The organism is Variovorax sp. GW821-FHT09B05, from assembly GCF_059418265.1.
The window spans coordinates 179,302-202,590 of sequence record NZ_JBWKPN010000007.1; the positions used below are offsets into that span (position 1 = coordinate 179,302).

The 23,289-nt window shown below is 71.6% G+C and carries 22 protein-coding genes; 13 read left to right on the forward strand and 9 right to left on the reverse strand.

Features of this window, described 5'->3' with window-relative positions; translation table 11 throughout:
• Window positions 1–47: 47 nt before the first annotated feature.
• Entirely contained in the window at window positions 48–404 is a 357-nt protein-coding gene (locus tag AC07RM_RS19780) for a hypothetical protein (RefSeq protein WP_093344659.1), read from the forward strand.
• Here the strand turns inward: AC07RM_RS19780 and AC07RM_RS19785 are convergent.
• From AC07RM_RS19785 to AC07RM_RS19800, 4 genes are read right to left on the reverse strand one after another with little or no spacing between them, the layout of a single operon-like run.
• Entirely contained in the window at window positions 401–2,623 is a 2,223-nt protein-coding gene (locus AC07RM_RS19785) for a xanthine dehydrogenase family protein molybdopterin-binding subunit (RefSeq protein ID WP_495335593.1), read from the reverse strand. The genes AC07RM_RS19780 and AC07RM_RS19785 overlap by 4 nt on opposite strands.
• 3 nt (window positions 2,624–2,626) lie before the next feature.
• Complete coding sequence (locus tag AC07RM_RS19790) at window positions 2,627–3,622, reverse strand: FAD binding domain-containing protein (protein WP_495335594.1); 996 nt, start codon at window positions 3,620–3,622, stop codon at window positions 2,627–2,629.
• A complete protein-coding gene (locus AC07RM_RS19795; protein WP_495335595.1) occupies window positions 3,615–4,265 on the reverse strand; it encodes a (2Fe-2S)-binding protein in 651 nt (216 codons plus the stop codon). Before AC07RM_RS19795 ends, AC07RM_RS19790 begins: the two co-directional genes overlap by 8 nt.
• Before the next feature lie 30 nt (window positions 4,266–4,295).
• On the reverse strand, window positions 4,296–4,751 hold the full coding sequence (locus AC07RM_RS19800) for a DoxX family protein (protein WP_495335596.1): 456 nt from the start codon (window positions 4,749–4,751) through the stop codon (window positions 4,296–4,298).
• Window positions 4,752–4,896: 145 nt separating this feature from the next.
• On the opposite strand from AC07RM_RS19800, the gene AC07RM_RS19805 reads away from it, so the two are divergent.
• The gene (locus AC07RM_RS19805; RefSeq protein ID WP_398493738.1) at window positions 4,897–5,811 is read left to right on the forward strand and encodes a LysR family transcriptional regulator; all 915 of its coding nucleotides are present in this window, start codon (window positions 4,897–4,899) and stop codon (window positions 5,809–5,811) included.
• A gap of 16 nt (window positions 5,812–5,827) precedes the next feature.
• On the opposite strand, the gene AC07RM_RS19810 is transcribed toward AC07RM_RS19805, so the two are convergent.
• Window positions 5,828–6,652, reverse strand: coding sequence for an SDR family oxidoreductase (locus AC07RM_RS19810; protein ID WP_495335597.1), 825 nt, complete (start codon window positions 6,650–6,652; stop codon window positions 5,828–5,830).
• Window positions 6,653–6,702: 50 nt separating this feature from the next.
• Here AC07RM_RS19810 and AC07RM_RS19815 point away from each other — a divergent pair, with 50 nt between their 5' ends.
• From AC07RM_RS19815 to AC07RM_RS19830, 4 genes are all read left to right on the forward strand, one after another.
• Entirely contained in the window at window positions 6,703–7,077 is a 375-nt protein-coding gene (locus tag AC07RM_RS19815; RefSeq protein ID WP_093344671.1) for a winged helix-turn-helix transcriptional regulator, read from the forward strand.
• A gap of 167 nt (window positions 7,078–7,244) precedes the next feature.
• Window positions 7,245–8,678 carry a glycerophosphodiester phosphodiesterase family protein gene (locus tag AC07RM_RS19820; RefSeq protein ID WP_490878648.1) on the forward strand — a complete coding sequence of 478 codons (1,434 nt, stop codon included), beginning with the start codon at window positions 7,245–7,247 and terminating at the stop codon, window positions 8,676–8,678.
• A 43-nt stretch (window positions 8,679–8,721) separates the two neighbouring features.
• Window positions 8,722–9,342 (forward strand): PAQR family membrane homeostasis protein TrhA, encoded by a 621-nt coding sequence (trhA, locus tag AC07RM_RS19825; protein ID WP_208510737.1) that lies wholly within the window; start codon window positions 8,722–8,724, stop codon window positions 9,340–9,342.
• Between the two features lie 107 nt (window positions 9,343–9,449).
• Window positions 9,450–9,893, forward strand: a complete 444-nt coding sequence (locus AC07RM_RS19830) for an ester cyclase (RefSeq protein ID WP_495335598.1) — start codon at window positions 9,450–9,452, stop codon at window positions 9,891–9,893.
• Window positions 9,894–10,036: 143 nt separating this feature from the next.
• On the opposite strand, the gene AC07RM_RS19835 is transcribed toward AC07RM_RS19830, so the two are convergent.
• The 3 genes from AC07RM_RS19835 to bla all read right to left on the reverse strand — a co-directional run bounded on the left by AC07RM_RS19835 (window position 10,037) and on the right by bla (window position 13,653).
• Window positions 10,037–11,338: a UDP-N-acetylglucosamine 1-carboxyvinyltransferase gene (locus AC07RM_RS19835; RefSeq protein ID WP_093344681.1), complete on the reverse strand. Its 1,302-nt coding sequence runs from the start codon at window positions 11,336–11,338 to the stop codon at window positions 10,037–10,039.
• A gap of 51 nt (window positions 11,339–11,389) precedes the next feature.
• Window positions 11,390–12,619, reverse strand: a complete 1,230-nt coding sequence (locus tag AC07RM_RS19840) for an MFS transporter (protein WP_495335599.1) — start codon at window positions 12,617–12,619, stop codon at window positions 11,390–11,392.
• 146 nt (window positions 12,620–12,765) lie between these two features.
• A complete protein-coding gene (gene bla / locus AC07RM_RS19845) occupies window positions 12,766–13,653 on the reverse strand; it encodes a class A beta-lactamase (RefSeq protein WP_495335600.1) in 888 nt (295 codons plus the stop codon).
• A 178-nt stretch (window positions 13,654–13,831) separates the two neighbouring features.
• Between bla and AC07RM_RS19850 the strand changes: the two genes are divergently transcribed.
• The 7 genes from AC07RM_RS19850 to AC07RM_RS19880 all read left to right on the forward strand — a co-directional run bounded on the left by AC07RM_RS19850 (window position 13,832) and on the right by AC07RM_RS19880 (window position 21,080).
• Window positions 13,832–14,185, forward strand: coding sequence for an ArsR/SmtB family transcription factor (locus tag AC07RM_RS19850; RefSeq protein WP_296782025.1), 354 nt, complete (start codon window positions 13,832–13,834; stop codon window positions 14,183–14,185).
• Window positions 14,186–14,220: 35 nt separating this feature from the next.
• Entirely contained in the window at window positions 14,221–14,757 is a 537-nt protein-coding gene (locus tag AC07RM_RS19855) for an SRPBCC family protein (RefSeq protein WP_495335601.1), read from the forward strand.
• 257 nt (window positions 14,758–15,014) lie between these two features.
• Window positions 15,015–17,081, forward strand: coding sequence for a hypothetical protein (locus AC07RM_RS19860; protein ID WP_495335602.1), 2,067 nt, complete (start codon window positions 15,015–15,017; stop codon window positions 17,079–17,081).
• 12 nt (window positions 17,082–17,093) lie between these two features.
• A complete protein-coding gene (locus AC07RM_RS19865; protein ID WP_495335603.1) occupies window positions 17,094–17,336 on the forward strand; it encodes a hypothetical protein in 243 nt (80 codons plus the stop codon).
• Window positions 17,337–17,347: 11 nt separating this feature from the next.
• Window positions 17,348–19,462, forward strand: a complete 2,115-nt coding sequence (locus AC07RM_RS19870) for a phosphocholine-specific phospholipase C (RefSeq protein WP_495335604.1) — start codon at window positions 17,348–17,350, stop codon at window positions 19,460–19,462.
• 83 nt (window positions 19,463–19,545) lie between these two features.
• Window positions 19,546–20,322: a DeoR/GlpR family DNA-binding transcription regulator gene (locus AC07RM_RS19875; RefSeq protein WP_203201563.1), complete on the forward strand. Its 777-nt coding sequence runs from the start codon at window positions 19,546–19,548 to the stop codon at window positions 20,320–20,322.
• 20 nt (window positions 20,323–20,342) lie between these two features.
• Complete coding sequence (locus AC07RM_RS19880) at window positions 20,343–21,080, forward strand: glutamine amidotransferase (RefSeq protein ID WP_495335605.1); 738 nt, start codon at window positions 20,343–20,345, stop codon at window positions 21,078–21,080.
• Window positions 21,081–21,093: 13 nt separating this feature from the next.
• Here AC07RM_RS19880 and fauA read toward each other — a convergent pair whose 3' ends face one another.
• The gene (fauA, locus tag AC07RM_RS19885; protein ID WP_495335606.1) at window positions 21,094–23,286 is read right to left on the reverse strand and encodes a TonB-dependent alcaligin siderophore receptor FauA; all 2,193 of its coding nucleotides are present in this window, start codon (window positions 23,284–23,286) and stop codon (window positions 21,094–21,096) included.
• Between the last annotated feature and the right edge of the window lie 3 nt (window positions 23,287–23,289).

The following is a 23,289-nucleotide window of genomic DNA, read 5'->3' on the forward strand; positions in this document are numbered from 1 at the left end:
CGCGGCCGGTCCAGGGTTTCCTGATCGATGACACGAAAGGAGAACCCATGACCGTCGAATGCAAGCTGCTCGAAACCCCGCTGATCGGGCGCATCTGGGAAGGCCGCACGCCGATCGCGCGCGCCGACGACTACCTGCACTACAGCCTGGAGCACGGCATCCGCGAGATCGCGCGCAAGCCCGACTGCCTCGGCGTGCAGTACTTCCGGCGCCTGCGAGGCAACGTGGCGGAGTTCCGCACCGTGTCGTTCTGGCGCTCGGTCGAGGACATGCACGCCATGCACGACAAGCGCGGCGATCCGCTGCGCGTGGCACCGCTGGCGCGCGACCCCGAGTTCCTGCTCGAGCTGCCGGAGTTCGTGGACCTGGTCGAGGTCCACGTCAACAGCTTCGACCGACGCTAATCGAGCAGGTCCTCCAGCCGCAGCGGCAGCCGCCGCAGCCGCTTGCCCGTGGCATGGAACACCGCGTTCACGATCGCGGGCGCCACGCCCACCATCGCGACCTCGCCGAGACCCTTCACGCCGAGCGCGTTGAAGCGCGTGTCGGGCCTGCCGACGAAGCCGACCTCGATGCGGCCGATGTCGGCCGCCACCGGCAGCACGTACTCGGCCAGGTCGGCATTGAGGAAGCCGCCATGGCGCGGATCGACCTCGCTGGCCTCGCGCAGCGCGGCGCCGATGCCCCAGACCACGCCGCCCTCGACCTGGCTGCGCGCGGTGCGCGGACTCGCGACCGCGCCGCAGTCGGCCACGCTCACCACGCGCGGCACGCGGATGCGGCGCGTGGTCGGCTCGATGCGCACCTCGACGAAGTGCGCGATGAAGCTGAAGCCCACGTAGTCGGGATAGACCGGCCCGGCCGCGGCCGGCAGCCCGCCCGTGAGCCGGCCATAGACCTGCTCGGGCTGGCCGGGCGCGCGGCGCCGGCTCTCGGCCTCGGCCTGCGCGCGGCCCGAGGCGCGCAGCAGCGCGAGCGCGGTGGCGTTCGCGCCCGCGCCGGGGGCACGGGTGCGCAGGTCTTCCATCAGCCGCTGCGCCGCCTCCTGCACCGGCGGCAGCGCGGTCGCGGTGCCCCAGGAGCCGGCCGTCAGGTGCTGCGGCGCGGCGCCGGTGTCGCCGAGCGCGATCTCCACCGCGGCCACCGGCGCGCCGAGCACGCGCGACACGGTGAGCGCGATCGCGGTGCGCATGCCCTGCCCCATCTCGTGCCCGCCCACCGCCACGCGCACGCGGCCGTCGCCGGCCAGGCTCACGGTGGCGAAGGCCGGCGCCATCGCGGCCTTGTAGGCGCCCACGGCCACGCCCCAGCCGATGCGGCTGCCGTCGGCGGCGCGCATCGAACCCGGCGCCATGTCGCGCCGCGCCCAGCCGAAGGCCTCGCTGCCCTGCACCAGGCATTCGGCCAGGTGGCGCGAGGAGAAGGGCTTGCCGCTCAGCGGATCGACCGCGGTGTCGTTGGCGAGCCGGAAGGCCACCGGGTCGCGGCCCAGCAGGTACGCCATCTCGTCGACCGCGCTCTCGAAGGCGAAGGCGGCCGGATGCTCGAAGGGCGCGCGCATGTAGCCCGGCGTCTGCACGTCGGTGCGCACCAGCCGGTCGCGGCCGAGGAAGTGCCTGACGCCGTACAGCCGCGAGGTGATCTCGCTGCCGCTCGAGGGAAAGAGGTCGTGGCGCGAGGTCTGCTGGTCGATGTCGTGCACGGCCGCGACCAGCCGGCCCTCGCGGTCCGCGCCCAGGCGCACGTGGTGGCGGCTCGCGGGCCGGAAGCTGGCGTTGTGGAACAGCTGCGCGCGCGTCAGCACCAGCTTGACCGGCCGGCCGAGCTCGCGCGCGGCGATCGCCACCGCCGCGGTGTGCGACTGCAGCGAGTTCTTCTGGCCGAAGCCGCCACCGAGCGTGGGCGAGAGCACGCGCACGCGCGCCGGCTCGATGCCGAGCTGCTTCGCGAGGCCGTGGCGCACGCCCTCGGCGTTCTGCGTCGGCTCGCGGACGGTCAGCACGCCCTCGGTCCATTCGGCCACGGTCGCGATGATCTCCATCGGGTTCTGGTGCTGGATCGGCAGCTCGTAGCGCGCCTCCACCGTGAAGGCCGCCGCGGCCAGTGCGGCCTCGGCATCGCCCACGCGGCGGTCGGCGAACATCGGCTGCGGCAGCAGCGCGGACTGCGCCTGCGGCTGCGCGTCGGACGCATCGATGCCCGCGACGAAGGGCTGGGCCTCGTAGCGCACCTCCACCAGCGCCGCCGCCTCGCGCGCGGCCTCGAGCGTGTCGGCGACCACCATCGCGACGGTCTGGCCGCGGTAGGCGATCTGCGCCGAGCGCAGCGGATAGAAGCTCTGGAAGCCGAAGCCGCCGCCCATCAGGAAGCCGCCCGATTCGAAGGCGCCGATGTTCTGGTGCGTGTAGACCTTGCGCACGCCGCGCACGCGCTCGGCGGCGCCGGTGTCGATGCGCGCCACGCTGCCGCGCGCGATGCGCGATGGCACGAGCGCTGCATGCAGCAGGCCGGCGCGCGCATCGTCGGCCGCGTAGCGGGTGACGCCGCGCACCTTGTCGTGCGCATCGACGCGCTCGGCGCCGGGACGCGCGCCGCGTTGGGGGTTGCTTGTCGTGGTTGCCATCGTTCAGCTCCTGTCCCGGGCCAGCATCAGCGCGTCGGTCACCGTCTCGATGCCGAGCGCCACCTTGAAGCCGTTATGTTCGAGCGGCCTGGCCTGCGCGAACGCGATCTCGGCCGCGCGCCGCGCCGCGGCCTGCGTGAAGGGCCGCCCGACCAGGCTGCGCTCGGCCTCGAGCGCGCGCCACGGGTGCGTGGCCACGCCGCCGAGCGCGATGCGCGCATCGACCACGCGGTTGGCGCGCAGATGCAGGCCCACGGCGGCCGAGGCCAGCGCGAAGGCATAGGACTCGCGGTCGCGGATCTTGTGGTACGTGGAGGCCCTGCCCGCCGGCGTGCGCGGCACGCGGATGCGCACGATCAGCTCGTCGGCCGCGAGCACGGTCTCGAGGTGCGGCGTGGCGCCGGGCGCGCGGTGCAGATCGCGCACGGCCACCGTGCGTTCGCCGCGCGGGCTCAGCGTGTCGACCTGCGCATCGAAGGCCGCGAGCGCCACCGCCCAGTCGCCCGGGTAGACCGCCACGCAGGCCTCGCTGCCGCCGAGCACCGCATGGCCGCGGTTCACGCCGGCCAGCGCCGCGCAGCCGCTGCCGGGCACGCGCTTGTTGCAGGCGAACTCGGGGCCGCCGCGGAAATAGGCGCAGCGCGTGCGCTGCAGCAGGTTGCCGCCCACGCTCGCCATGTTGCGCAGCTGCTGCGAGGCGGCCTTCCACAGCGATTCCGACAGCGCGGTGAACTCGCGCTGCACCACGGGATGCTCGGCCACGTCGCTCATCGCGGCGAGCGCGCCGATGCGCAGCTCGGCCCGGTCGCTGGCGTCGATCTCGCGCAGGCCCTCGATGCGGCCGATGTCGACGACGGTGGCCGGCGCTTCCACGCCGAGCTTCATCAGGTCGAACAGGGTGGTGCCGCCCGCGAAGTAGCGCGCGCCGGGCTGGCTGCTTGCCAGCAGTTGCACGGCCTCGGCGCTGCTACGCGGCCGGTGGTAGGCGAAGTCATGCATGGCGGCGGCCCTCCATGGCTTCGGTCTCGGCGCGCATGCGCGGGGCGGCATCGCGGATCGCCTCGAGGATGCCCGCGTAGGCACCGCAGCGACAGAGGTTGCCGCTCATGTACTCGCGGATCTGCGCCTCGCTGGTGGCGTGGCCCTCGCGCACGCAGGCGATGGCGGCCATCACCTGGCCCGGCGTGCAGTAGCCGCATTGCAGCGCGTCGTGGTCGACGAAGGCCTGCTGCATCGGATGCAGCGTGCCGTCGGGCGCGGCGATGCCCTCGATGGTGGTGACGGCGCAGCCGTCGGTCTTCACGCCCAGCGTGAGACAGGAGGCGACGCGCCGGCCGTCGAGGTGGACGGTGCAGGCGCCGCACTGGCCGTGGTCGCAGCCCTTCTTGGCGCCCGTGAGGCCGAGCTGCTCGCGCAGCACGTCGAGCAGCGAGGCGCGCGGCTCGAGCTGCAGCGCATGCGGCTGGCCGTTGATGACGACGCGGGTGTCGATGCGCGGCGGCGCGGGCGCTGTGTCCTGTGCGTTCGCCAGGCCGGTGCTCGCGACACTCGCGGCACCGGCGGCACCGGCCGCGGTGCTCATCATGAAGGTGCGGCGGCTCAGCGCGGGCGCGCCGGTGCCGGGGGATGGGGTGGGGTTCATCGTGGCGTCCTTTCTTTTTTCTTCTTCTGCTCAGACCTCGCGCCCGATGCGCGCATCGAGCGACAGCCGGCCGCCGCCGCGCGCCAGCAGGCACAGCGCGATGAAGAACAGCATCAGCGGGTATTCGAAGCCGCGGTCGATCCACGGGAAGGTCGGGCCCATCACGTAGCAGATGACCAGCATCTGCACCGCGACCATCGCGGCGACCACGCGAGTGAACAGGCCGGCCGCGAGCATCAGCCCGCCCACGCCCTCGAGGATGGCGACGAACCAGCCGAGCAGTTCGGCGCCCGGCAGGTGCAGCACGTTGGCGATCAGGTTGACCGAGCCCTTCATCGGGTCGGCCATGCTGCCGTGGCTGCGGCCCAGCAGCTTGGGCAGGCCGTGGGTCACGAGCATCAGGCCGAAAGCCAGGCGCAGCAGCGCGTAGCTCAGCGGCTCGAAGCGGTCATAGGTGCCGCGCAGGCGCGGAAAGATCAACTGCATGGGGGTCGCTCCTCGGGGGGAAAAGGTGACGAGGCGCGGCGGGATGGCCGCACGCTGGCAGTCTCTCTGTTCTGCATTGGCGAATAAATATGCGAATTTCGTCAATACAATTCAACGCAGGCCAACAATTTGCCGAGCTCATTCCATGGACCGCTTCGATGCCATGCGCCTGTTCACCCGCATCGTGGAGCTCGGCAGCTTCACGCAGGCCGCGGCCGCGCTCGAGCTGCCGCGCGCCACGGCGACCCATGCGATCAAGGAGCTCGAGGCCCGGCTGCAGGTGCGCCTGCTCGAGCGCACCACGCGCCAGGTGCGCACCACGGTCGACGGCCAGGCCTACTACGAGCGCTGCCGCCACCTGCTGCTCGAACTCGAGGACGCCGAGTCCTCGCTCGCGCAGCTCGCGGTCAATCCGCGCGGGCGGCTGCGCATCGACATCCATGGCGCGGCCGCCAACGACATCGTGCTGCCGCGCATCGGCGACTTCCATGCGCGCTATCCGAACATCGTGCTCGCCGTGGGCAGCGGCGACCGGCTGGTGGAGCTGGTGCGCGAGGGCGTGGATTGCGTGGTGCGCGCGGGCGAGCCCAAGGACTCCTCGCTGGTCACGCGCCGGCTCGCGCTGCTGCCGCAAGTGACCTGCGCGAGCCCGGCCTACCTGGCCGAACGCGGCACGCCGCTGACACCGGCCGACCTGCTGAGCCAGCAGCACCTGGCGGTGAACTTCTTCTCGTCCTCGCGGCCCGACCACTTCCCCTACCTGTTCGAGGTCAACGGGCGCGTCGAGCAGGTCGTGCTGCCCGACTGGATCAGCGTGAACAACGCCGACAGCTACAAGACCTGCGCCGAGCAGGGCTGCGGGATCATCCAGGTGCCGCGCTATCACATCGAGCGCCAGCTGCGCGCCGGCACGCTGGTCGAGATCCTCGCCGACACGCCCTGCCCGCCGATGGTCTATTCGGTGCTCTATCCGCAGCACCGGCTGCTGTCGCCGCGCGTGCGGGTGTTCGTGGACTGGGTGACGGCGCTCTATGCCGAGCGCTTCGGCGCGCTCAGGTAGCGGCGCCCTTTCGCGCCTACACGACCGGCACCGTGCCGCCGTCGATCACGTACTCGCTGCCGTGGATCGAGGCCGCGCGCCGCGACACCAGGAAGGCCACGAGCTCGGCCACCTCCTCGGGCAGGCCGGGCCGGCCGATTGGGATGCCGCCGAGCGCATCCATCACGCCCTGGCGCGCGCTCGCGTAGTCGCTGCCCGCGCCCGCCGCGAGCCGCTCGACGAAGGCGCGCGCGGCGCCGGTCTCGATGTAGCCCGGCGCCACCGTGTTCACGCGCACGCCGCGCGGGCCGAACTCCTTCGACAGGCCCTTGCTGTAGGTGGTGAGCGCCGCCTTGGCCGCGGCATAGGCGAGCGTGGATTCGTACAGCGGCAGCCGGCGCTGGATCGAGGAGATGTGCACGATGCTGCCCTCGCCCTGCGCGAGCATCGAAGGCAGGAAGGCGCGGTCGAGCCGCACGGCCGCGAGCAGGTTGGTGTCGAGCGCCGCCTGCCATTGCGCATCGTCGAGCGCGAGCGCGCCGCCGGGCGAGGCGCCCGAGCCGCCGACGTTGTTGACGAGGATGTCGAGCCCGCCGAAGGCCGCGAGCGTGCGCTCGGCGACTCGCGCCACGCCCGCGGGCGTGGCGATGTCGGCCGCGACGAAGAGCTCGGCGCCGTCGCTGTCGGCCGCCTCAGGGGCGCTGCGCGCGGTGGCGGCAACGCGCGCTCCGCTCGCGGCGAGGCGGCGCACGATGGCCTGGCCCATGCCCTTGGTGCCGCCCGTGACGAGCACGCGGCGGCCCGCGAACTCCGCGGGGTCGAACGAGAAAGGCAGGGAGGAAGGCTGATGCATGTCGGTCATGAGAAAGGTCCTTGTTGGCGATGCATCGAGGCTAGGGATACCCTCGGGCCATGACAAGAACGCACGAAGAAGTAAGGCCCGTACTCGCAGGTAACCCCGTCGCCTACACGCCGGCCAGCGCGGCCGCGCAGGTCGAGCGCACCTTGGGCTGGATCGAGGGCCGCTGGAAGCTGGTGATCCTGTTCCAGCTCTTCGGCGGCAAGGTGCTGCGCTTCTCCGAGCTCGAGCAGGCGATACCGGCCGTGTCGCAGAAGATGCTGACGCAGCAGCTGCGCCAGCTCGAGGCCGATGGCCTGGTGCTGCGCACCGTGCATTCGCAGGTGCCGCCGAAGGTGGAGTACCGCCTGAGCGACTGGGGCCAGTCGCTGTGCCCGGTGCTCGACGGGCTGCTCCAGTGGTCCGAGGCGCGACCGCGCTTCGACTAGGACACAAAGTCTTCGATGACGCCGCGGTGACGCTCGATGTCACCGCGCTTCGGGCGCATGGACGCCCGTGTTGCTTGCGCGCCCACGGTCACCGTACCGTCATCCGCCAAACCTAGCATCCGCCGGCCTTCGGCACCCCTCAACGCAACGCAACGCGAAACTCCAACATGAAGAAAACAGCCGTTCCTGCACCCGCACCCCGTCCCCTGCGTGCCGCCTTCGTCGCGCTCGGCGGCAGCCTCGTCATCGCCGCCTGCGGCGGTGGTGGTGGCGGCAGCGCCTTCGTTCCCGTCATTCCGCCCGCTCCGGCGCCGGCACCCGCCCCGGCACCGACCCCGCTGGGCACGCTCGACGGCTCGGTGCCCCTGGTGATCGGCCACCGCGGCCTGCCCGGCCTGTTCCCGGAGGAAACCCAGAAGGCCTACGAAGCGGCCGCCGATGCCGGCGCCGATTCGCTCGAGACCGACCTGCACCTGACCAAGGACTGCGTGCTGGTCGCGCGCCACAACCCCTGGCTCAGCGACAACACCGACATCACCGACGTCGCCAAGACCAACGCCACCGTGGCCGCGCGCAAGCGCACCGTGCCCGGCGTGCGCGTCGACGTGACCTACCCGGCGATTCCCGCCAACGGCCCGGCGAAGTACCTGAGCGACCTGACCGATCCCAAGGATCCGAAGTCGGTGCTCAAGTCGCTGGTCGTCGACGGCGAGGACCACACCGGCGACTGGTCGATCACCGACTTCACGCTGGCCGAGCTCAAGCAGTGGATCCATGGCACCACCTTCGACGCGAAGGACGAGCGCCCGACCGAGCTGAACGGCAAGCTGCCGATCCTGAGCTTCCAGGAAGTGATCGACATCATGCGCGCCAAGGCCAAGGCCACCGGCCGCACGATCACCGTGTATCCGGAAACCAAGAACCCGATCTGGAACAACGCCCAGGCGATCGCCAACGGCTGCGGCCCGGCCGGCAGCCACCCGCTGGAAGACGCGCTGCTCAAGGCGATGAACGCCAACGACCTGAACCGCAAGGACGCGCCGATCTTCGTGCAGAGCTTCGACCCCGTGAGCCTCAAGTACCTGCGCTCGGCCGGCCTGAAGGCGCGCGCGGTGCAGCTGGTCGACGGCAACGACATCGACTTCAAGACCGGCGAGATGATCTACGTCACCACCGACGACTACACCTTCGTCGACGGCCGTCCCTACAGCTGGACCCTCGCGGGCGACCCGCGCTGGTTCGGCGCGATGCTCACGCCGGCCGGCTTGGCCGAGGTCAAGACCTATGCCGATGGCATCGGCCCGTGGAAGCCGCAAGTGATGGCGCACACGATCGTTCCGTTCAAGACGCCCAACAAGGGCATGGTCGAAGCCAACACGATCAAGCCCACCAGCCTGATCGCCGACGCCCACAAGGCCGGCCTGTTCGTGCACAGCTACACCTTCCGCAACGAGTCGCGCTACCTGGCCGCCGTCTACAAGGGCGACCCGAAGGCCGAGTACCTCGCGTACTTCCGCGCCGGCATCGACGGCGTGTTCTCGGACTTCGCGAACACGGCCTTCGCCGCGCGCCAGGACTACCTGAAGGAAACCGGCCGCTGAGCCGGCACGCGGCAGACTGACCGAAGCAAGCAGGCGGCACACCATGTACCCGGGCGAACGACTCAACGGGTACAGCCACCTGCTCGGCCTGCTGCTCGCCCTGCCGGCGGCCGTGCTGCTGCTGGCCAAGACCCTGCCCACGGGCGACCCGGCGAAGATCGCCGGCTCGCTCGTGTTCTCGCTCTCGGCGGTCGCGCTCTACGCGGCCTCCACCCTGTTCCACAGCACGCGCGGCCGGCTCAAACGTCTGTGGGAATGCGCCGACCACTGCGCGATCTACCTGCTGATCGCCGGCACCTACACCCCGTTCGCACTGGTGATGCTCGAAGGCGCCTGGGCCTGGGTGCCGCTGCTGGCGATGTGGGGCGCGGCCGCGGTCGGCATCCGGCGCGAGCTGATGGCCGCGCGCGGTGCGCCCGTGAAGCCCTCGCTGCCGCTGTACATCGGCATGGGCTGGCTCGCGATCGCCGCGGCCGTGCCGCTGGCGATGCAGCTCGAGGGCGGCGGCCTTGCATGGCTCTTGATCGGCGCCGTGCTCTACACCGCGGGCACGGTCTTCTACCGCAACCGCCGCGGCTTCCGGCATGCGCATGCGGTGTGGCACCTGTTCGTGCTCGCGGGCACGGTGAGCCACTACGTGGCGGTGGGCTGGTTCGTGCTGTAGCGCGGTCGCGAGGCGCGCGCGGCTTCGTCAATGACCGCGGCGGTCATCGCGCCGCGCGAGCTCGCGGCGACACACTGGCCGCCCGCCGTTGCGCTTCACGAGCCCGCATGACCTCCACCACCCCTTCCTCGGCGAGCGAGGACCTTCGCGCCAGCTTCCTCGCATTCCGCCACGCGGTGTTCGAACGCCACGAATTCGACGCGATCGCCCGCTTCCTGCATCCCGATTTCAGCAGCAGCTCGCCGATGCTGCGCGGCCGCGGCCCGGCCATGTACGCCGACTTCGCGCGCCTGCTGCTCGCGGGCCTGCCCGACCTGCGGCCGCTCGAGCAGGTGGTGCTGGTCGAGGGCACGCAGCTGATGGCGATGACCCGATGGGCCGGCACCCACACCGGCAACTTCCTCGGCGCGCCGCCCACCGGCCGCGCGCTGCGCTTCGCGACCGCGGACCGCTACGAGACGCAGGACGGGCTGCTGCTGCGCCACTGGGACGTGGTCGACCGGCTCGAGGCCTCCATCGAGGCCGGGCTGCTGCGGCGCGCGGCACCGTGAAACACCGCGGCCGGAACGCTCACAAGGTGTGAAGAAACCGTAGCGAGCGCCCCGAGGTCGCGCCGAGGACCGCAGCCGTACTCACGTACGGCGAGGACCGCAGGTGCGAGATCGGGGCGCGCAGTAGGTTTAATCACACCTTGTCACTCCTCGCTGGTCCACTCCACCTGCACGCCCAGGCTGCGCAGGTTCTCGACGAAGCGCGGGTGCGCGCGGCGGATCGGCGTGGCGTTGCGGATCTCGGAGCGGCCCTCGATGCTCGAGGCCACCATGAACAGCGCGATCGCCACGCGGATGATGTAGGGGCTCTCGACCACCGCGGGCACCAGCGGCGCGCCGCCGAAGGTGATGAGCCGGTGCGGGTCGGACGAGAACACGTGGGCGCCGAACTTCGAGAGCTCGCCGGTCCAGCCCAGCGCGCCGTCGTAGACCTTGTTCCAGAACATCGCGTTGCCCTGCGCGCGCACGCCCAGCGCGATGAAGATCGGCAGCAGGTCGACCGGGAAGTAGGGCCAGGGCGCGGCCTCGACCTTGGTCAGCACGTTGGCGGTGAATGGCGTCTGCACCTTCAGCGGCCCCGAGCGCACGGCGCGCGACCAGCCGTCCTCGTGCACGATCTGCACGCCGAACTTGGCGAAGGTGCGGTCGATCAACGGAAAGTTGGCCGGCGCGCTGTTGCGCACCACCACGTCGCCGCCGGTGATGGCGCCGAGCGCGAGGAAGGTGGTGATCTCGTGGAAGTCCTCGTCGAAGCGGAACTCGCCGCCACCCAGCGCATGGCCGCCATGCACCGTGAGGCGCGAGGTGCCGATGCCGTCGATGCGCGCGCCGATCATGGCCATGAAGCGGCAGAACTCCTGCACGTGCGGCTCGGAGGCGGCGTTGGTCAGGGTCGAGGTGCCCTCGGCGCCGACCGCGCACAACACGAAGTTCTCGGTGGTGGTGACCGAGGCGTAGTCGAGCCAGTGGTCGGTGGGCACCAGGCGCCCGTCGGTGCGCACCAGCAGCGAGCCCTCGGCGCGCTCGACCTGGCCGCCGAAGCTGCGGAACACCTCGACGTGCGGATCGATCTCGCGCACGCCCAGGGTGCAGCCCTTGACGTTGTCCTCGAGCCGCGCCACGCCGAAGCGCGCCAGCAGCGGCGGCACCAGCATGATCGAGGAGCGCATCTCTTCGGGCAGCCGGTGGGCGGCGGCGTCGAACACGGTGTCGCGGTGGTGCAGCGCCAGCGTGCCGGTGGCGTGGTCGAGCTGCACCTCGCTGCCCAGCGTGCGGAAGATGTCGAGGATCTTGCGCACGTCGGTGATGTCGGGCACGCCGTGCAGGCGCAGCGGTTCGCGCGTGAGCAACGTGGCGCAGAGGATCGGCAGCACCGCGTTCTTGTTGGCCGACGGCGTGATGCGGCCGCGCAGCGGCGTGCCGCCGTGGACGATGAGATTGGACATGTGTGTGTGGGACCCCTGTGTGGGGTGAATGATAGGCCGCGACAGCCTTCGCTAGGCCTCGTGGCCCGGCGTGCGGCGCGGAATCCAGTGGGCCAGCACGCCGGCCGCGGCGAAGGCGAGCCCGCCCGTGACCGCGATGCCCGCGGCCAGCGAGAGGCTGCCCGCGAGGAAGGACAGCAGCGCCGGCCCGCAGGAGGCGCCGATGTCGGACATCAGCCGCCACACGCCGAGGAAGTGCGCGCGGCCATGGCGCGGCGAATGGTCGGCGCCCAGGGTCATGATCATTCCCGAGCCGATGCCGTTGCCGAAGCCGATCGCCAGCGCCGCGACCAGCAAGGTGGCGGCACCCGTGGTCAGCGGCATCAGCAGCATCGCGAGCCCCATGATCAGCATCGAGGGCACCGCGACCCAGCGCCGGCCCTTCTGGTCCATCACCTTGCCGGCCGGGTAGAACACCAGCATGTCGATGCCGCCGGCCATGCCGTAGATCAGCGAGGCCACCGAGGGCGCCAGCGCGAGGTGGTCGGCCCACAGCGGGATCACGGCCTGGCGCGAGGCGCGCACCGCGCTGACCAGGGTCACGGCGATGCCCAGCGTGAGGAACACGCGCCGGTGGTCGCGCAGGGTCGAGACGATGGTGGGCTTCGCGGGCGCGGCCTGGCCCGGCGGCGCGGGCGGCAGCTCGAGGTCGGGAATGCGCGCGCCCAGGATGGCCGCGCCGGCCACCGCCACGATGCCGAGCACATAGGCCGCCATCAGGCCGAAGAAATGCACCGCGCCGGCCGCCAGGAAGGGGCCGATGAACATGCCGATGCGCATCACGCCGCCCAGCGTGGACAGCGCCCGCGCGCGGTACTCGACCGGCACCGCCTCGCTCATGTAGCTCTGGCGCGCGAGGTTGTAGACCGCCTGCGACATGCCGACCATGAAACAGCCGAGCGCGAACAGGCCCAGGTGCGAGGTCCACACGCACAGCGCCATGCCGAGCGCGCTCCAGGCGCCGGCCGCGACGATGGCCCAGCGCTCGCCCCAGCGCATGGTGATCATCGAGGCCGGGATGTTGTTGAGCAGCGAGCCGATGCCGATCAGCGCCATCACCAGCGCCGCCATCGGCACCGAGGCGCCGAGCTCGCGCGCCGTGAGCGGCACGATCGGCAGGATCGCGCCCTCCCCGATGCCGAACAGCAGCGAGGGCCCGAAGGCCGGCACCGCGATGCGCCACAGCGAGAACGAGGCCTGGGAGGAGGACGAGGAGGTGGAGACGGCGGGCGGGGACGACATGCGGCGGGGGCTCTGGCTGGATGCCCTGGCCGCGCGGGGCGCGCAAGGCGCGGCCATTGTCCCGCCGATGGCGCGCCGGCGCAGGCGCACCGCGCAGTGCCCGATGGGGCGGGTACGGCATTGCGGCCCCGGGGCAGCGCGGGCGCTCAGCCCCGCATCGCGTTCGCCACGATGCGCACCGCCGAGGCCACCACGTCGTTGCGCGTCTTGGCGCCCTTGTCGCCCGGGAAGGTCAGGTACACCGCGAGCACCAGCGGAGCGCCCGAAGCCGGCCACAGCACGCCGACGTCGTTGTTGGTGCCGTAGTCGCCCGCGCCGGTCTTGTCGCCCACGGCCCAGCCGGCCGGCACGCCGGCCAGGAAGCGCTCCTTGCTGGTGGTGTTGCCGCGCAGCCAGGCCTCGAGCCGCGCGCGCTGCGGCGCGGCCAGGGCGTCGCCGAGCACCAGCCGCTGCACGCTGGCGGCCATCGCGGCCGGGCTGGTGGTGTCGCGCGGATCGCCGGGGATGGCGCTGTTGAGCTCGGTCTCCCAGCGGTCGAGGCGGAACACCGTGTCGCCGATGGCGCGCGCATAGGCCGTGACGCCGGCCGGCCCGCCGAGCTGGTGCATCAGCAGGTTGGCGGCGGCGTTGTCGCTGTACTGCAGCGTGGCGGCGCAGAGCTCGGCCACGGTCATGCCGTCGGCCAGGTGCTTCTCGGTGATCGGCGAGTTGGGCAGCAGGTGGGCGCGGGTGTAGCTCAGGCGGCGCTCGAGCAGCGCCGGTTCCTGCGCGGCGCCGCGCTGCAGGATCGCGGCCGCGAGCATCAGCTTGAAGGTGCTGCACATCGGAAACAGTTCGTTGCCGCGGTGCGCGATGCGCGCGCCGCTGGCGGTGTCGAGCGCATGCACGCCCAGGCGGCCGCCGCAGTCGCGTTCGAGCGCCGCGAGCCGGGCCTCGGCGTCCGGGCCGGCGGCGGACCAGGCGGCGCAGGCGCTCGCGAGCGGCACCGCGCTGGCGGCGGCGAGGAGCGTACGGCGTCGGATCGGTGTGTTCATGGGTGTCTTGGTGCGAAGAGAGTGGTTGGATGAGACTGCATCGTAGGAACGGGGGGCCCGCGCTGCCAGCGCGACGGGGGCGGTGGGCGTCCCGGCTGTATCGGGTGTAACGGCGCTTCTTCTTTCAAATTCAACCGAAGGGTTGAACGAACGCCGAAACAGGCCTATATTCAACCCCATGGTTGAACTTGAACTACCCACCGAGCGCCAGGACCAGCGGCTCGACGCCATCTTCCACGCGCTGGCCGACAGCACGCGGCGCACCATGCTGCAGCTGCTGGCCCAGGGCGACTGCAGCGTGGGCGAGCTCGGCGCGCCGTTCCGCATGAGCTTCGCCGGCGCCTCCAAGCACGTGAAGACGCTGGAGCGCGCGGGGCTGGTGTCGCGCACGGTGCAGGGCCGCGCCCACGTGTGCCGGCTCGAACCCACGGCGCTGGCCACGGCCGACGCCTGGCTGCGCTACTACGAGGGCTTCTGGGGCGGCCGCCTCGACGCGCTCGAGCAGGCGCTGCGCGACGACGCCGCCGGCTGATTGCTTTTTCTCATCCGACACAAGGAGCAGCACCCATGACCACCACCGAACGATTCGGCCGGCTCGTCGAGCCCGACACCCTGCGCATCGAGCGCCTGCTGGCCGCGCCCGTGGAGCGCGTCTGGTCCTACCTGGTCGATCCCGAGAAGCGCGCGCGCTGGCTCGCGGGCGGCACCATGGCGCCGCAGCCCGGCGCGGTGTTCGAGCTGCGCTTCGAACACACCACGCTCTCGGGCGAGGCCGCGCCCGAGCGCTACGCGGCCTACCGCGCGCCGCACCTGCAGAAGTCGCGGCTGCTGCGCATCGAGGCGCCGAGGCTGCTGGTCATCAGCTGGGGCAGCGAGGCGGACGACGCCTCGGAGGTCACGTTCGAACTCGCGCCGCAGGGCGATGCGACCCGGCTCGTGCTCACCCACCGCCGGCTGCCCGATCGCAAGGAGACCGTCAGCGTGGCCAGCGGCTGGCATGCGCACCTCGAGGTGCTCGAGGCGCTGCTCGAGGGCCGCGCGCCCGCGGGCTTCTGGACCTCACTGGCGGCGATCGAGCAGCACTACGAGGCGCAGATCCGCTGAGGCGCACGCGCTCGACCACCACGGGGCCTTCGGGCCCCTTTTCTTTTTCGGCCGGTGCTGTCGCGGCTCTGTCATGCGGCTCGCGCAGCATTCGAGGCATTGGTTGTATTTGTGGATTTTGTTGTAAATCACATTCATCTGCCCAAGTGCACATGAATGCATCGATCGCCGGCAAGCCACGCACGACCAGGAATGCCTTCGTGCCGGGGCGGGTTTGAGTGCCCGCCCCGGCGTTCTTGACCTGCCGGAGTTCCCCGATGACAACGCCGAGAGGCCGCCTCGCGCGCGCCGCCCTGTGCCTGACCCCCGTGCTACTGCTGGCCGCCTGCGGCGGCGGTGGCGGTGGCTCGACCCCCTTCCTTCCCGTTCCACCGCCCGCGCCGGCCCCCGCACCCGCACCCGCGCCCTCCCCCGCGCCGGCACCGCGCCCCAAGGCGCTGGTCATCGGCGTCGACGGCGTGCAATACGCTGCCCTGCAGCAGGCGCTCGGCGATGCGCGCATGCCCGCGCTGCAAGGCCTGGGCACCTTGCTGCCTTCCTACACCGGCGGCGTGCTCGGCCAGCGCACGCAGCAGCAGGCCACCGACGGGCCGTCGTGGGCCACGCTGCTGACCGGCGGCTGGGCCGACCGGCACGAGATCCGCTCCAACTACGAGGGCCAGGCCTTCGGCGCCGACACCGTCTTCAAGCTGCTCAAGCAACGCCGCGCCGACACCCGCAGCGCGGTGGTCGCGAGCTGGAGCGGCCTGCCGCAACTGCTGCGCACCGACAAGGCCGCGGGCTACCTCGAGCTCGCGAAGGACTGCGACGGCAGCGACGACTGCGTCTCGACCGAGGCCGCGGGCGCGCTCGAGAGCGGCGGCTACGACCTCGTGGTGGCCGACTACCAGGGCCCGGCGCAGGTCGCCGACGTGGCGGGCTACGGCACCGACTACCAGAACGCGCTCGCGCAGGTCGACAAGCAGATCGCCACGCTGCGCTCCGCGCTGGCGCGGCGCCGCGCGGCCCAGCCGCAGGAAGACTGGCTGGTGGTCGTCGCCACCACCCACGGCCTGGGCGCCACCGGCGTGGCCGACGGCATCCCGGTGCCGTCGAACCTCGCGACCGCGCTGGTGCTCGACCGCCGCGCCAACCTCGACGCAGCAGCGCCCGCCGGGCTGCCCGCGAACATCGCGGACTGGTACGGCTATGCCTCCACGGCCGACATCGCGCCCACCTTGCTGACCCACCTGTCGGCGCTGCCCGCGGCCGACAAGTACGCGATCGACGGCGCGCCACTGCTGGGCGCGCCCGGCGTGCGCCGGCTCGCCGCGGTGGCCAACGACAAGCGCAACGGCATCCGCCTGAGCTGGACGCTGCCGGCCCCCGTGGCCTCCATCACGGTGCTGCGCGACGGCGCCCCCGTGGCCACGCTGCCCGGCACCGCCCTCGGCTTCGAGGACACCACCATGCCCTTCGACGCCAGCGGCACCTATGCCTACGACTACACCGTTGTTGCCGACAAGACGCCGGTCTCGCTGCGCGCCTCGCTCGACTACGTGAAGCCGATTGTGCTGCTGCCCAGCGTGGCCAACGGCCTCACGCACTTGTTCCCGCTGAACGGCGCGCTCGAGGACCGCATCGCCGGTGGCCAGGTCTTCGCGCCCTGGGTCAAGGGCGCGGCCGCGGTCTATGCGGCGGCCGGCGACGGGCCGCTGGGCAGCGGCACGCGCGCGCTGCTGTCGACCGACTACACCGGTGCCACGGTCTGCGCGGCCTGCGACGGCGGCTATTCGGTCCCCACGGCCAGCGTGACCAGCACCACGGCGCCCTTCAGCTTCGGCTTCTGGTTCCGCTCCGATGCCACTCGCTCGGGCATGCCGGTGATCTCGAACAAGGACTGGGGCAGCGGCAACAACCCGGGCCTCGCGATCGGCCAGTACGGCAGCGCCCTGCGCTTCAACATCGGCCGCGGCGGCGCGCGCCTGGGCGACAAGGACCTGGGCTTCAGCGCCAACACCTGGGCCTATGTCGCGATGACGGTCGACGTGCCGGCGCTGAAGGTGAGCTACTACGTCTTCGATCCGGCCCTGGGCCTGCAGAGCAGCTCGGCCACGTTGACGAGCGCCTTCGCGGCCGCGCTCAACGGCCTCAACAAGGGCTTCTCGCTCAACGAGGACGGCGACGGCGGCTACGGCCCGAACTACCGCAACGGCAATGCGAGCAACACCATCGCCGGGCGCTTCGACTTCGCCGAGTTCGCGACCTGGAACCGCGTGCTGAGCGCGGCCGAGATCGAGTCGATCGCGCGTTCGCGCGGTTCGCTGACCACGCTGGTGCCCTGAGGAGAGACACGCATGCGCAACCCAACGATGCAACGCGCGGCCTGCGCCCTGGCGCTGCTCGCCGCCACCGTGCTCACGGCCTGCGGCGGTGGCGGCGGGGGTGGCGGCGCCATCGCCCTGCCGCCGGCCACGAGCCTCACGCCCAACGACCCGGCCACCGCCGGTCCGCCGATCGAGGCGCTGACCCCGCCGGGCGGCACGCCCGATTCCCAACTGCCGCCGCGCCGTCCCGAGTCGGTGCGCTGCGCGCCCTGAGCCCGAACACCATGAGCGACAAGCAAGCATCCCCTTCCCGCCGCGGCTTCCTGCGCGGCGCCGCCACCACCGCGGGCGCGGCCGCCGCGCTCGGCCTGCTGCCGCCCGGCATCCGCCGCGCGCTGGCGATTCCCGCGACGCAGGAGACCGGCACCATCAGCGACGTCAAGCACGTCGTGATCTTCATGCAGGAGAACCGCTCCTTCGACCACTACTTCGGCACCCTGCGCGGCGTGCGCGGCTTCGGCGACCGCTTCCCGGTGCCGCTGGCCAACGGCAAGCCGGTGTGGCAGCAGCCGCCGACCTCGGGCAGCGGCACCTGCGTGCCCTTCCGCTACGACACCACCGCCACCAGCGCGCAGCGCACCACCGGCATGGCCCACAGCTGGTCCGACGGCCAGCAGGCCTGGAACGGCGGGCGCATGAACCAGTGGGTGGCGGCCAAGACGGCGCGCGCGCTCGGCTACTACACGCAGAGCGACATCGCCTACCAGTTCGCGCTGGCCGATGCCTTCACCTTGTGCGACGCCTACCACTGCAGCGAGCTCACCGGCACCAACTCGAACCGCCTGTTCCTCTGGAGCGGCACCAACGACCCGCTGGGACAGGGCGGCGGTCCCGCGATCGACAACTCGAACGACGATCTCGCGAACGCGCCCGGCTACGACTGGACCACCTACCCCGAGCGCCTGGAACAGGCCGGCGTGAGCTGGCAGATCTACCAGGACATGGCCGACAACTACACCGACAACCCGCTCGAAGGCTTCACCAGCTTCCGCAAGGCCTACTACGCGGCCGAGCCGACCGAGGCGCAGCGCTCGCTCAAGGCGCGCGGCCTGTCCACGCGCTCGATCGATGCCCTGGCCGACGACGTGAAGGCCGGCCGCCTGCCGCAGGTGAGCTGGATCGTGGCGCCCGAGAAGTACTCGGAGCATCCCGGCCCCTCGTCGCCGCTGTGGGGCGCCGAATACACCGAGCGCGTACTGAACGCCCTCACGGCCGATCCCGCGGTCTGGAGCCAGACCGTGCTGTTCATCATGTTCGACGAGAACGACGGCTACTTCGATCACATGCCGCCGCCCTCGATCCCCTCGCTGAACGCCGACGGCAGCGAGGCCGGCATGAGCACGGTGTCGACGCTGGGCGAGCGCAACGACCTCAAGGCGCCCTACCGCGGTTCGCCCTTCGGCATGGGCTGGCGCGTGCCGATGTACGTGGTGTCGCCCTGGAGCCGCGGCGGCTGGGTCAACTCGCAGGTGGCCGACCACACCTCGGTGGTGCGCTTCCTCGAGACGCGCTTCGGCGTGATGGAGCCCAACATCAGCCCCTGGCGGCGCGCGGTCGCGGGCGACCTCAGCACCTGCTTCGACTTCGCCACGCCCAATGCGGCGCTGCCCGCGCTGCCGCACATCGACGGCAAGGCGGCCGACGATGCCATCGCGAAGCAGCTGCTGCTGCCCACCCCGGTCGCGCCCGCGCCCGGCACCGGCACCCTGCCGCAGCAGGCCACCGGCGTGCGCTACTCGCGCGCCCTGCCCTACGAGCTGCACACCAGCGGCCGGCCCGACGTGGCGCAGCAGAAGTTCTGGCTGGTGTTCGGCAACACCGGCGGCGCCGGTGCGGTGTTCCATGTCTACGACCATCTCGCGCTCGACAAGGTGCCGCGCCGCTACACGGTGGAGCCCGGCAAGCTGCTCAACGACGCCTGGGCGGTGGCGGCCGGCGGGCGCTACGACCTCTCGGTGTTCGGCCCCAACGGCTACTTCCGGCGCTTCGGCGGCAAGCTGCCGGCCGCGCTCGCGGGCGGCACGGCGCTGCCCGAGGTGCGCGTCTGCTACGACGCCGCCAACGGCGACGTGCACCTGGAGATGCACAACCTCGGCAACATCAGCTGCACCGTCACGGTGGCGCCGAATGCCTACCGCACCGACGGCCCCTGGTCCTTCGCGCTCGCGCCGGGCCAGGTGGTCGTGCAGAAGTGGGACCTGGCGCCCGCGAAGCACTGGTACGACTTCAGCGTGACGGCCAACGTGGACGACGGCACCAGCTACCTGCGCCGCTTCGCGGGCCGCGTGGAGAACGGCAGCCACGGCATCAGCGATCCGGCGATGGGCCAGGCGGGCTGAGCGTCACGCGCCGCCCGCACGCCTCCCGCACAATGGCGCCGGTCCGCCACCGGCGCCATCGCTCCCTCTCCCATCGGCATCCCATGCTCCAAGAAGAACGATTCCTGCGCATCCGCAGCCTGCTGGCCACCTTCTCGCGCCTGAGCGTCGAGCGGATCATGCAGGACCTCGCGGTCTCGCGCGAAACCGTGCGCCGCGACCTGCTCGAGCTCGAGGGCCTGGGCGAGCTGCGGCGGGTGCATGGCGGCGCCGTGGCCACGGGCGCCGAACCCGAGCCGCCGCTGGCGGTGCGGCTGGTGGCGCGGCAGCGCGAGAAGCGCGCCATCGCCCGGGCCGCGATCGCGCTGCTCGAACCGGGCCAGACCGTGTTCCTCGACACCGGCAGCACCACCGCGTTGCTGGCCGAGGCGCTGGCCACGCTCAGCGGCATGACGGTCATCACCAACTCGCTGAGCATCGCGCTCAAGCTCGCGGGCGCGGCCGAGGGCCGCGACACAGGCGGGCGCACCGTGCTGCTCGGCGGCGAGATCGACGTCAAGACCCAGGCCACCTGCGGCGCCGGCACGGTCGAGGAGATCCGCCGCTACCGCGCCGACGTGGCGCTGCTGTCGCCGGTGGCGATGCATCCCAAGCACGGCGCGATGAGCTTCGAGCACCACGAGGCCGCGATCGCGCGCGCCATGGCCGAGCAGGCGCAGCAGCTTGTGATCCTGGCCGACCACGCCAAGATCGGCCAGGCCAGCCGCGTCACCTATGCGCGCAGCGCCGACATCGACGTGGTCGTCACCGATGCCGCCTCGCGCGACATGCCGGCGCTGCCGGCGCTGCGGCGGGCCTGCGAGCGCGTGGTGCTGGCCTGAGGCTTTGGCATCATCGCGGGATGGAAATCCACTCCCGTCCCCTGGTCATCGTCAAGCTCGGCGACACCTTCGACGCCCTGCGCGAGACGCACGGCGACTTCGAGCACTGGATCGCCGACGGCCTCGCCAGCGACACGCTGCCCATCGCCGTGATCGATCCGCGCCGCGGCGACACGCTGCCCGATCCCGCCGCCATCGCGGGCGCGGTGCTGACCGGCTCGCATGCGATGGTGTCGCACCGCGAGGACTGGAGCGAACGCACCGCCGGCTGGCTCGCGCGCGCGGTGGCGCAGGGCACGCCGGTGCTCGGCATCTGCTATGGCCACCAGCTGCTCGCGCATGCGCTCGGCGGCGAGGCCGGCGACCATCCGCGCGGCCCGGAGATCGGCACGGTCAGCGTCGTGCTCGAGGAGGCCGCCGCCACCGACCCGCTGCTGGGCGGCCTGCCGGCGCGCTTCGCGGCCCATGCGGTGCACTGGCAGAGCGCGCTGCGCCTGCCCGAGGGCGCGGTGCGGCTGGCCGGCAGCGCGCACGACCCGGTGCATGCCTTCCGCGTCGGCGACAGCGCCTGGGGCGTGCAGTTCCATCCCGAGTTCGATGCCCACGCGATGCGCGACTACATCGATCGCCTGGCCGGCCCGCTGAAGACGGCCGGGCTCGACCCCGAGGCGCTGCGCGAGCGCGTGCAGGCCACCGGCGATTCCGCGCAACTGCTCGGCCGCTTCGCGCGCATCGCCGAGGCGCGCCAGGGGCTCTGAGCCTCCTGCCGCTTCAGTACTGCACGCGCAGCGACAGCGTCGCATTGCGCGGCGACCCATACCAGCCCTGGTTGAAGAACGCCACCTGCGAGTAGTACTTGCGGTCGGTCAGGTTATTGATGTTCAGGGTGGCCGAGACGTTCTTGCGGATCTCGTAGCGCGCCATCAGGCTCACCAGCGCATAGCCCGACTGCGCGACCACGGTGGAGCGGTTGGCCGGCGGCGCCATGACGGTCTCGTAGGCGCGGCCCTGCCAGTTCACGCCCGCGCCCACGGTCAGCGCGCTCCAGTCGCCCGGCAGCTGGTAGCTGCTGAAGATCTTGAGCTGGCTGCGCGGATGCCCGGTGTTGATCGGCGTGCCGTTCGCGGCGCGGGCACGGAAGTGGGTGTAGCCCGCGGCGAGGTTCCAGCCGCGCGCGATCTCGCCGCTGAGCTCGAGGTCCACGCCTTCCACCTTCGCGCCGGCCACCGCGCGGTAGGCCTGGGTGTTGGGCACGCCGCCCGCGGTCTGGCCGGCGATGGCCTCGGCCAGGTTGTCCTGGCGCGTCTGGAACAGCGCGAAGGCGCCGTTGAGCCGGCCCTCGGCGTAGGCGGCCTTGAGGCCCAGCTCGAAGCTCTTGCCGGTCACCGGGTCGAGGATCTCGCCGGCCGCGTCGCGGTTGTTCTGCGGCTTGAAGATGCTGGTGTAGCTGGCGTAGGCCGTGTAGGTGTCGTCGATGTCGTAGAGCAGGCCCGCGTAGGGCGTGATGCGGTCGCGGTGCTCGTACCTGCGGATCGCGCCGAAGTAGTTCTGGTCGGTCTTCCAGTTGCTCACGCGCGCGCCCACGATCAGGTGCAGCGGGTCGGCCAGCGAGAAGCGCCCCACGGCATAGGTGCCGTCCTGGCGCGCGCGCATGGTGTCGGCCTGCGAGGGCACGCTCGACCACAGCGGCTCGGCGATGCGGTCGACGCGCCAGTCGAAGAAGCTGCCGATCGATGGCTGGTTCAGCGCGCGGTACTGCGGCAGGTCGAGCCGGTCGTCGAAGCGCATCCAGCCGAGCGAGAACTCGTGGTCGCGGCCCAGCAGGCGGAACGGGCCGCCGAGCGTGGCGTGGGCGGCGCGGCGCTTCAGTTCGCCGTCGTAGTAGATGTACGACGGCGCCACGCTCATCGCGCCGGTGAAGGCATTGACGGCGCCGCCGCGGTAGAGGTGCTTCATCATCATGTCGGTGCTGGCGTGGCTGTAGGCCAGGCGCGCGGTCCAGCGGTTGGCGAAGCGGTGCGTGAGGTCGAGGAAGGCGGTCGTGGTGTCGGTCTCGGCCCGGGTCCATCTCGTGTTGCTGGCCACGGAGCGGTCGAAGTCGGTGCGCCGGCCGTCGGTATAGAACAGCGGGAAGCCGGCACCGAAGCCGCGCGTCACGGTGTCCTGCTTGCTCAAGCCCAGCGTGAGTTCGGTGGCCGACGTCAGGTCGGCACTGAGCACGCCATAGAAGGTGTTCGAGCGGTTGCCGAGAAAGGTCGTGTAGCTGTCGCCGTCCGAATGGGCCGCCACCAGGCGCGAGCGGATGCGCCCGTCCTGCGTGAGCGGCGCCGAGATGTCGGCCTCGGCACGCCGGAAATTCCAGCTGCCCACCGACACGCCGGCCGAGGCCGCGAACTCGCGCAGCGGCCGCTTGCGCACGAAGTTGATCGCGGCCGACGGGTTGCCCGCGCCGGTCATCAGGCCGGTGGCGCCGCGCACCACCTCGAGCCGGTCGTAGATGGCGGTGTCGAGGTTGCTTTCGCCGAAGGACCAGGGCGACAGCACCGGGCTCACGAGGCCGTCGAACTGGTAGCTGTCGATCGCGAAGCCGCGCGCCGACACCGAAAGCCGGTTGGCGTCGCTGCGCGTGATCGAGATGCCGGTGACGCTGCCCAGCATGTCGCCGGTGGTCTGCAGGCCCTGGTCCTCGACGATCTGGCGCGTGACCACGCTGACCGATTGCGGCGTCTCGCGCGGCGAGAGCTGCAGGCCGGTCGCGGTGCGCGCGGCCTTCGTGGTGTACGACTGCGTGCCCTCGGTGGTGGGCGTGACGGCTGTGCCGGTCACCTCGATGGCGGGCAACGCGGCGCCCGATCCGGCATCGGGTGCCTGCGCCAGCGCGGATATCGAGGGCAGCGCCGCGCCGAACAGGAGGCTCAGTGAATGGCGCCGGAACGGCGCGGTAGAACGGAAGGCAGTCGGCATGGC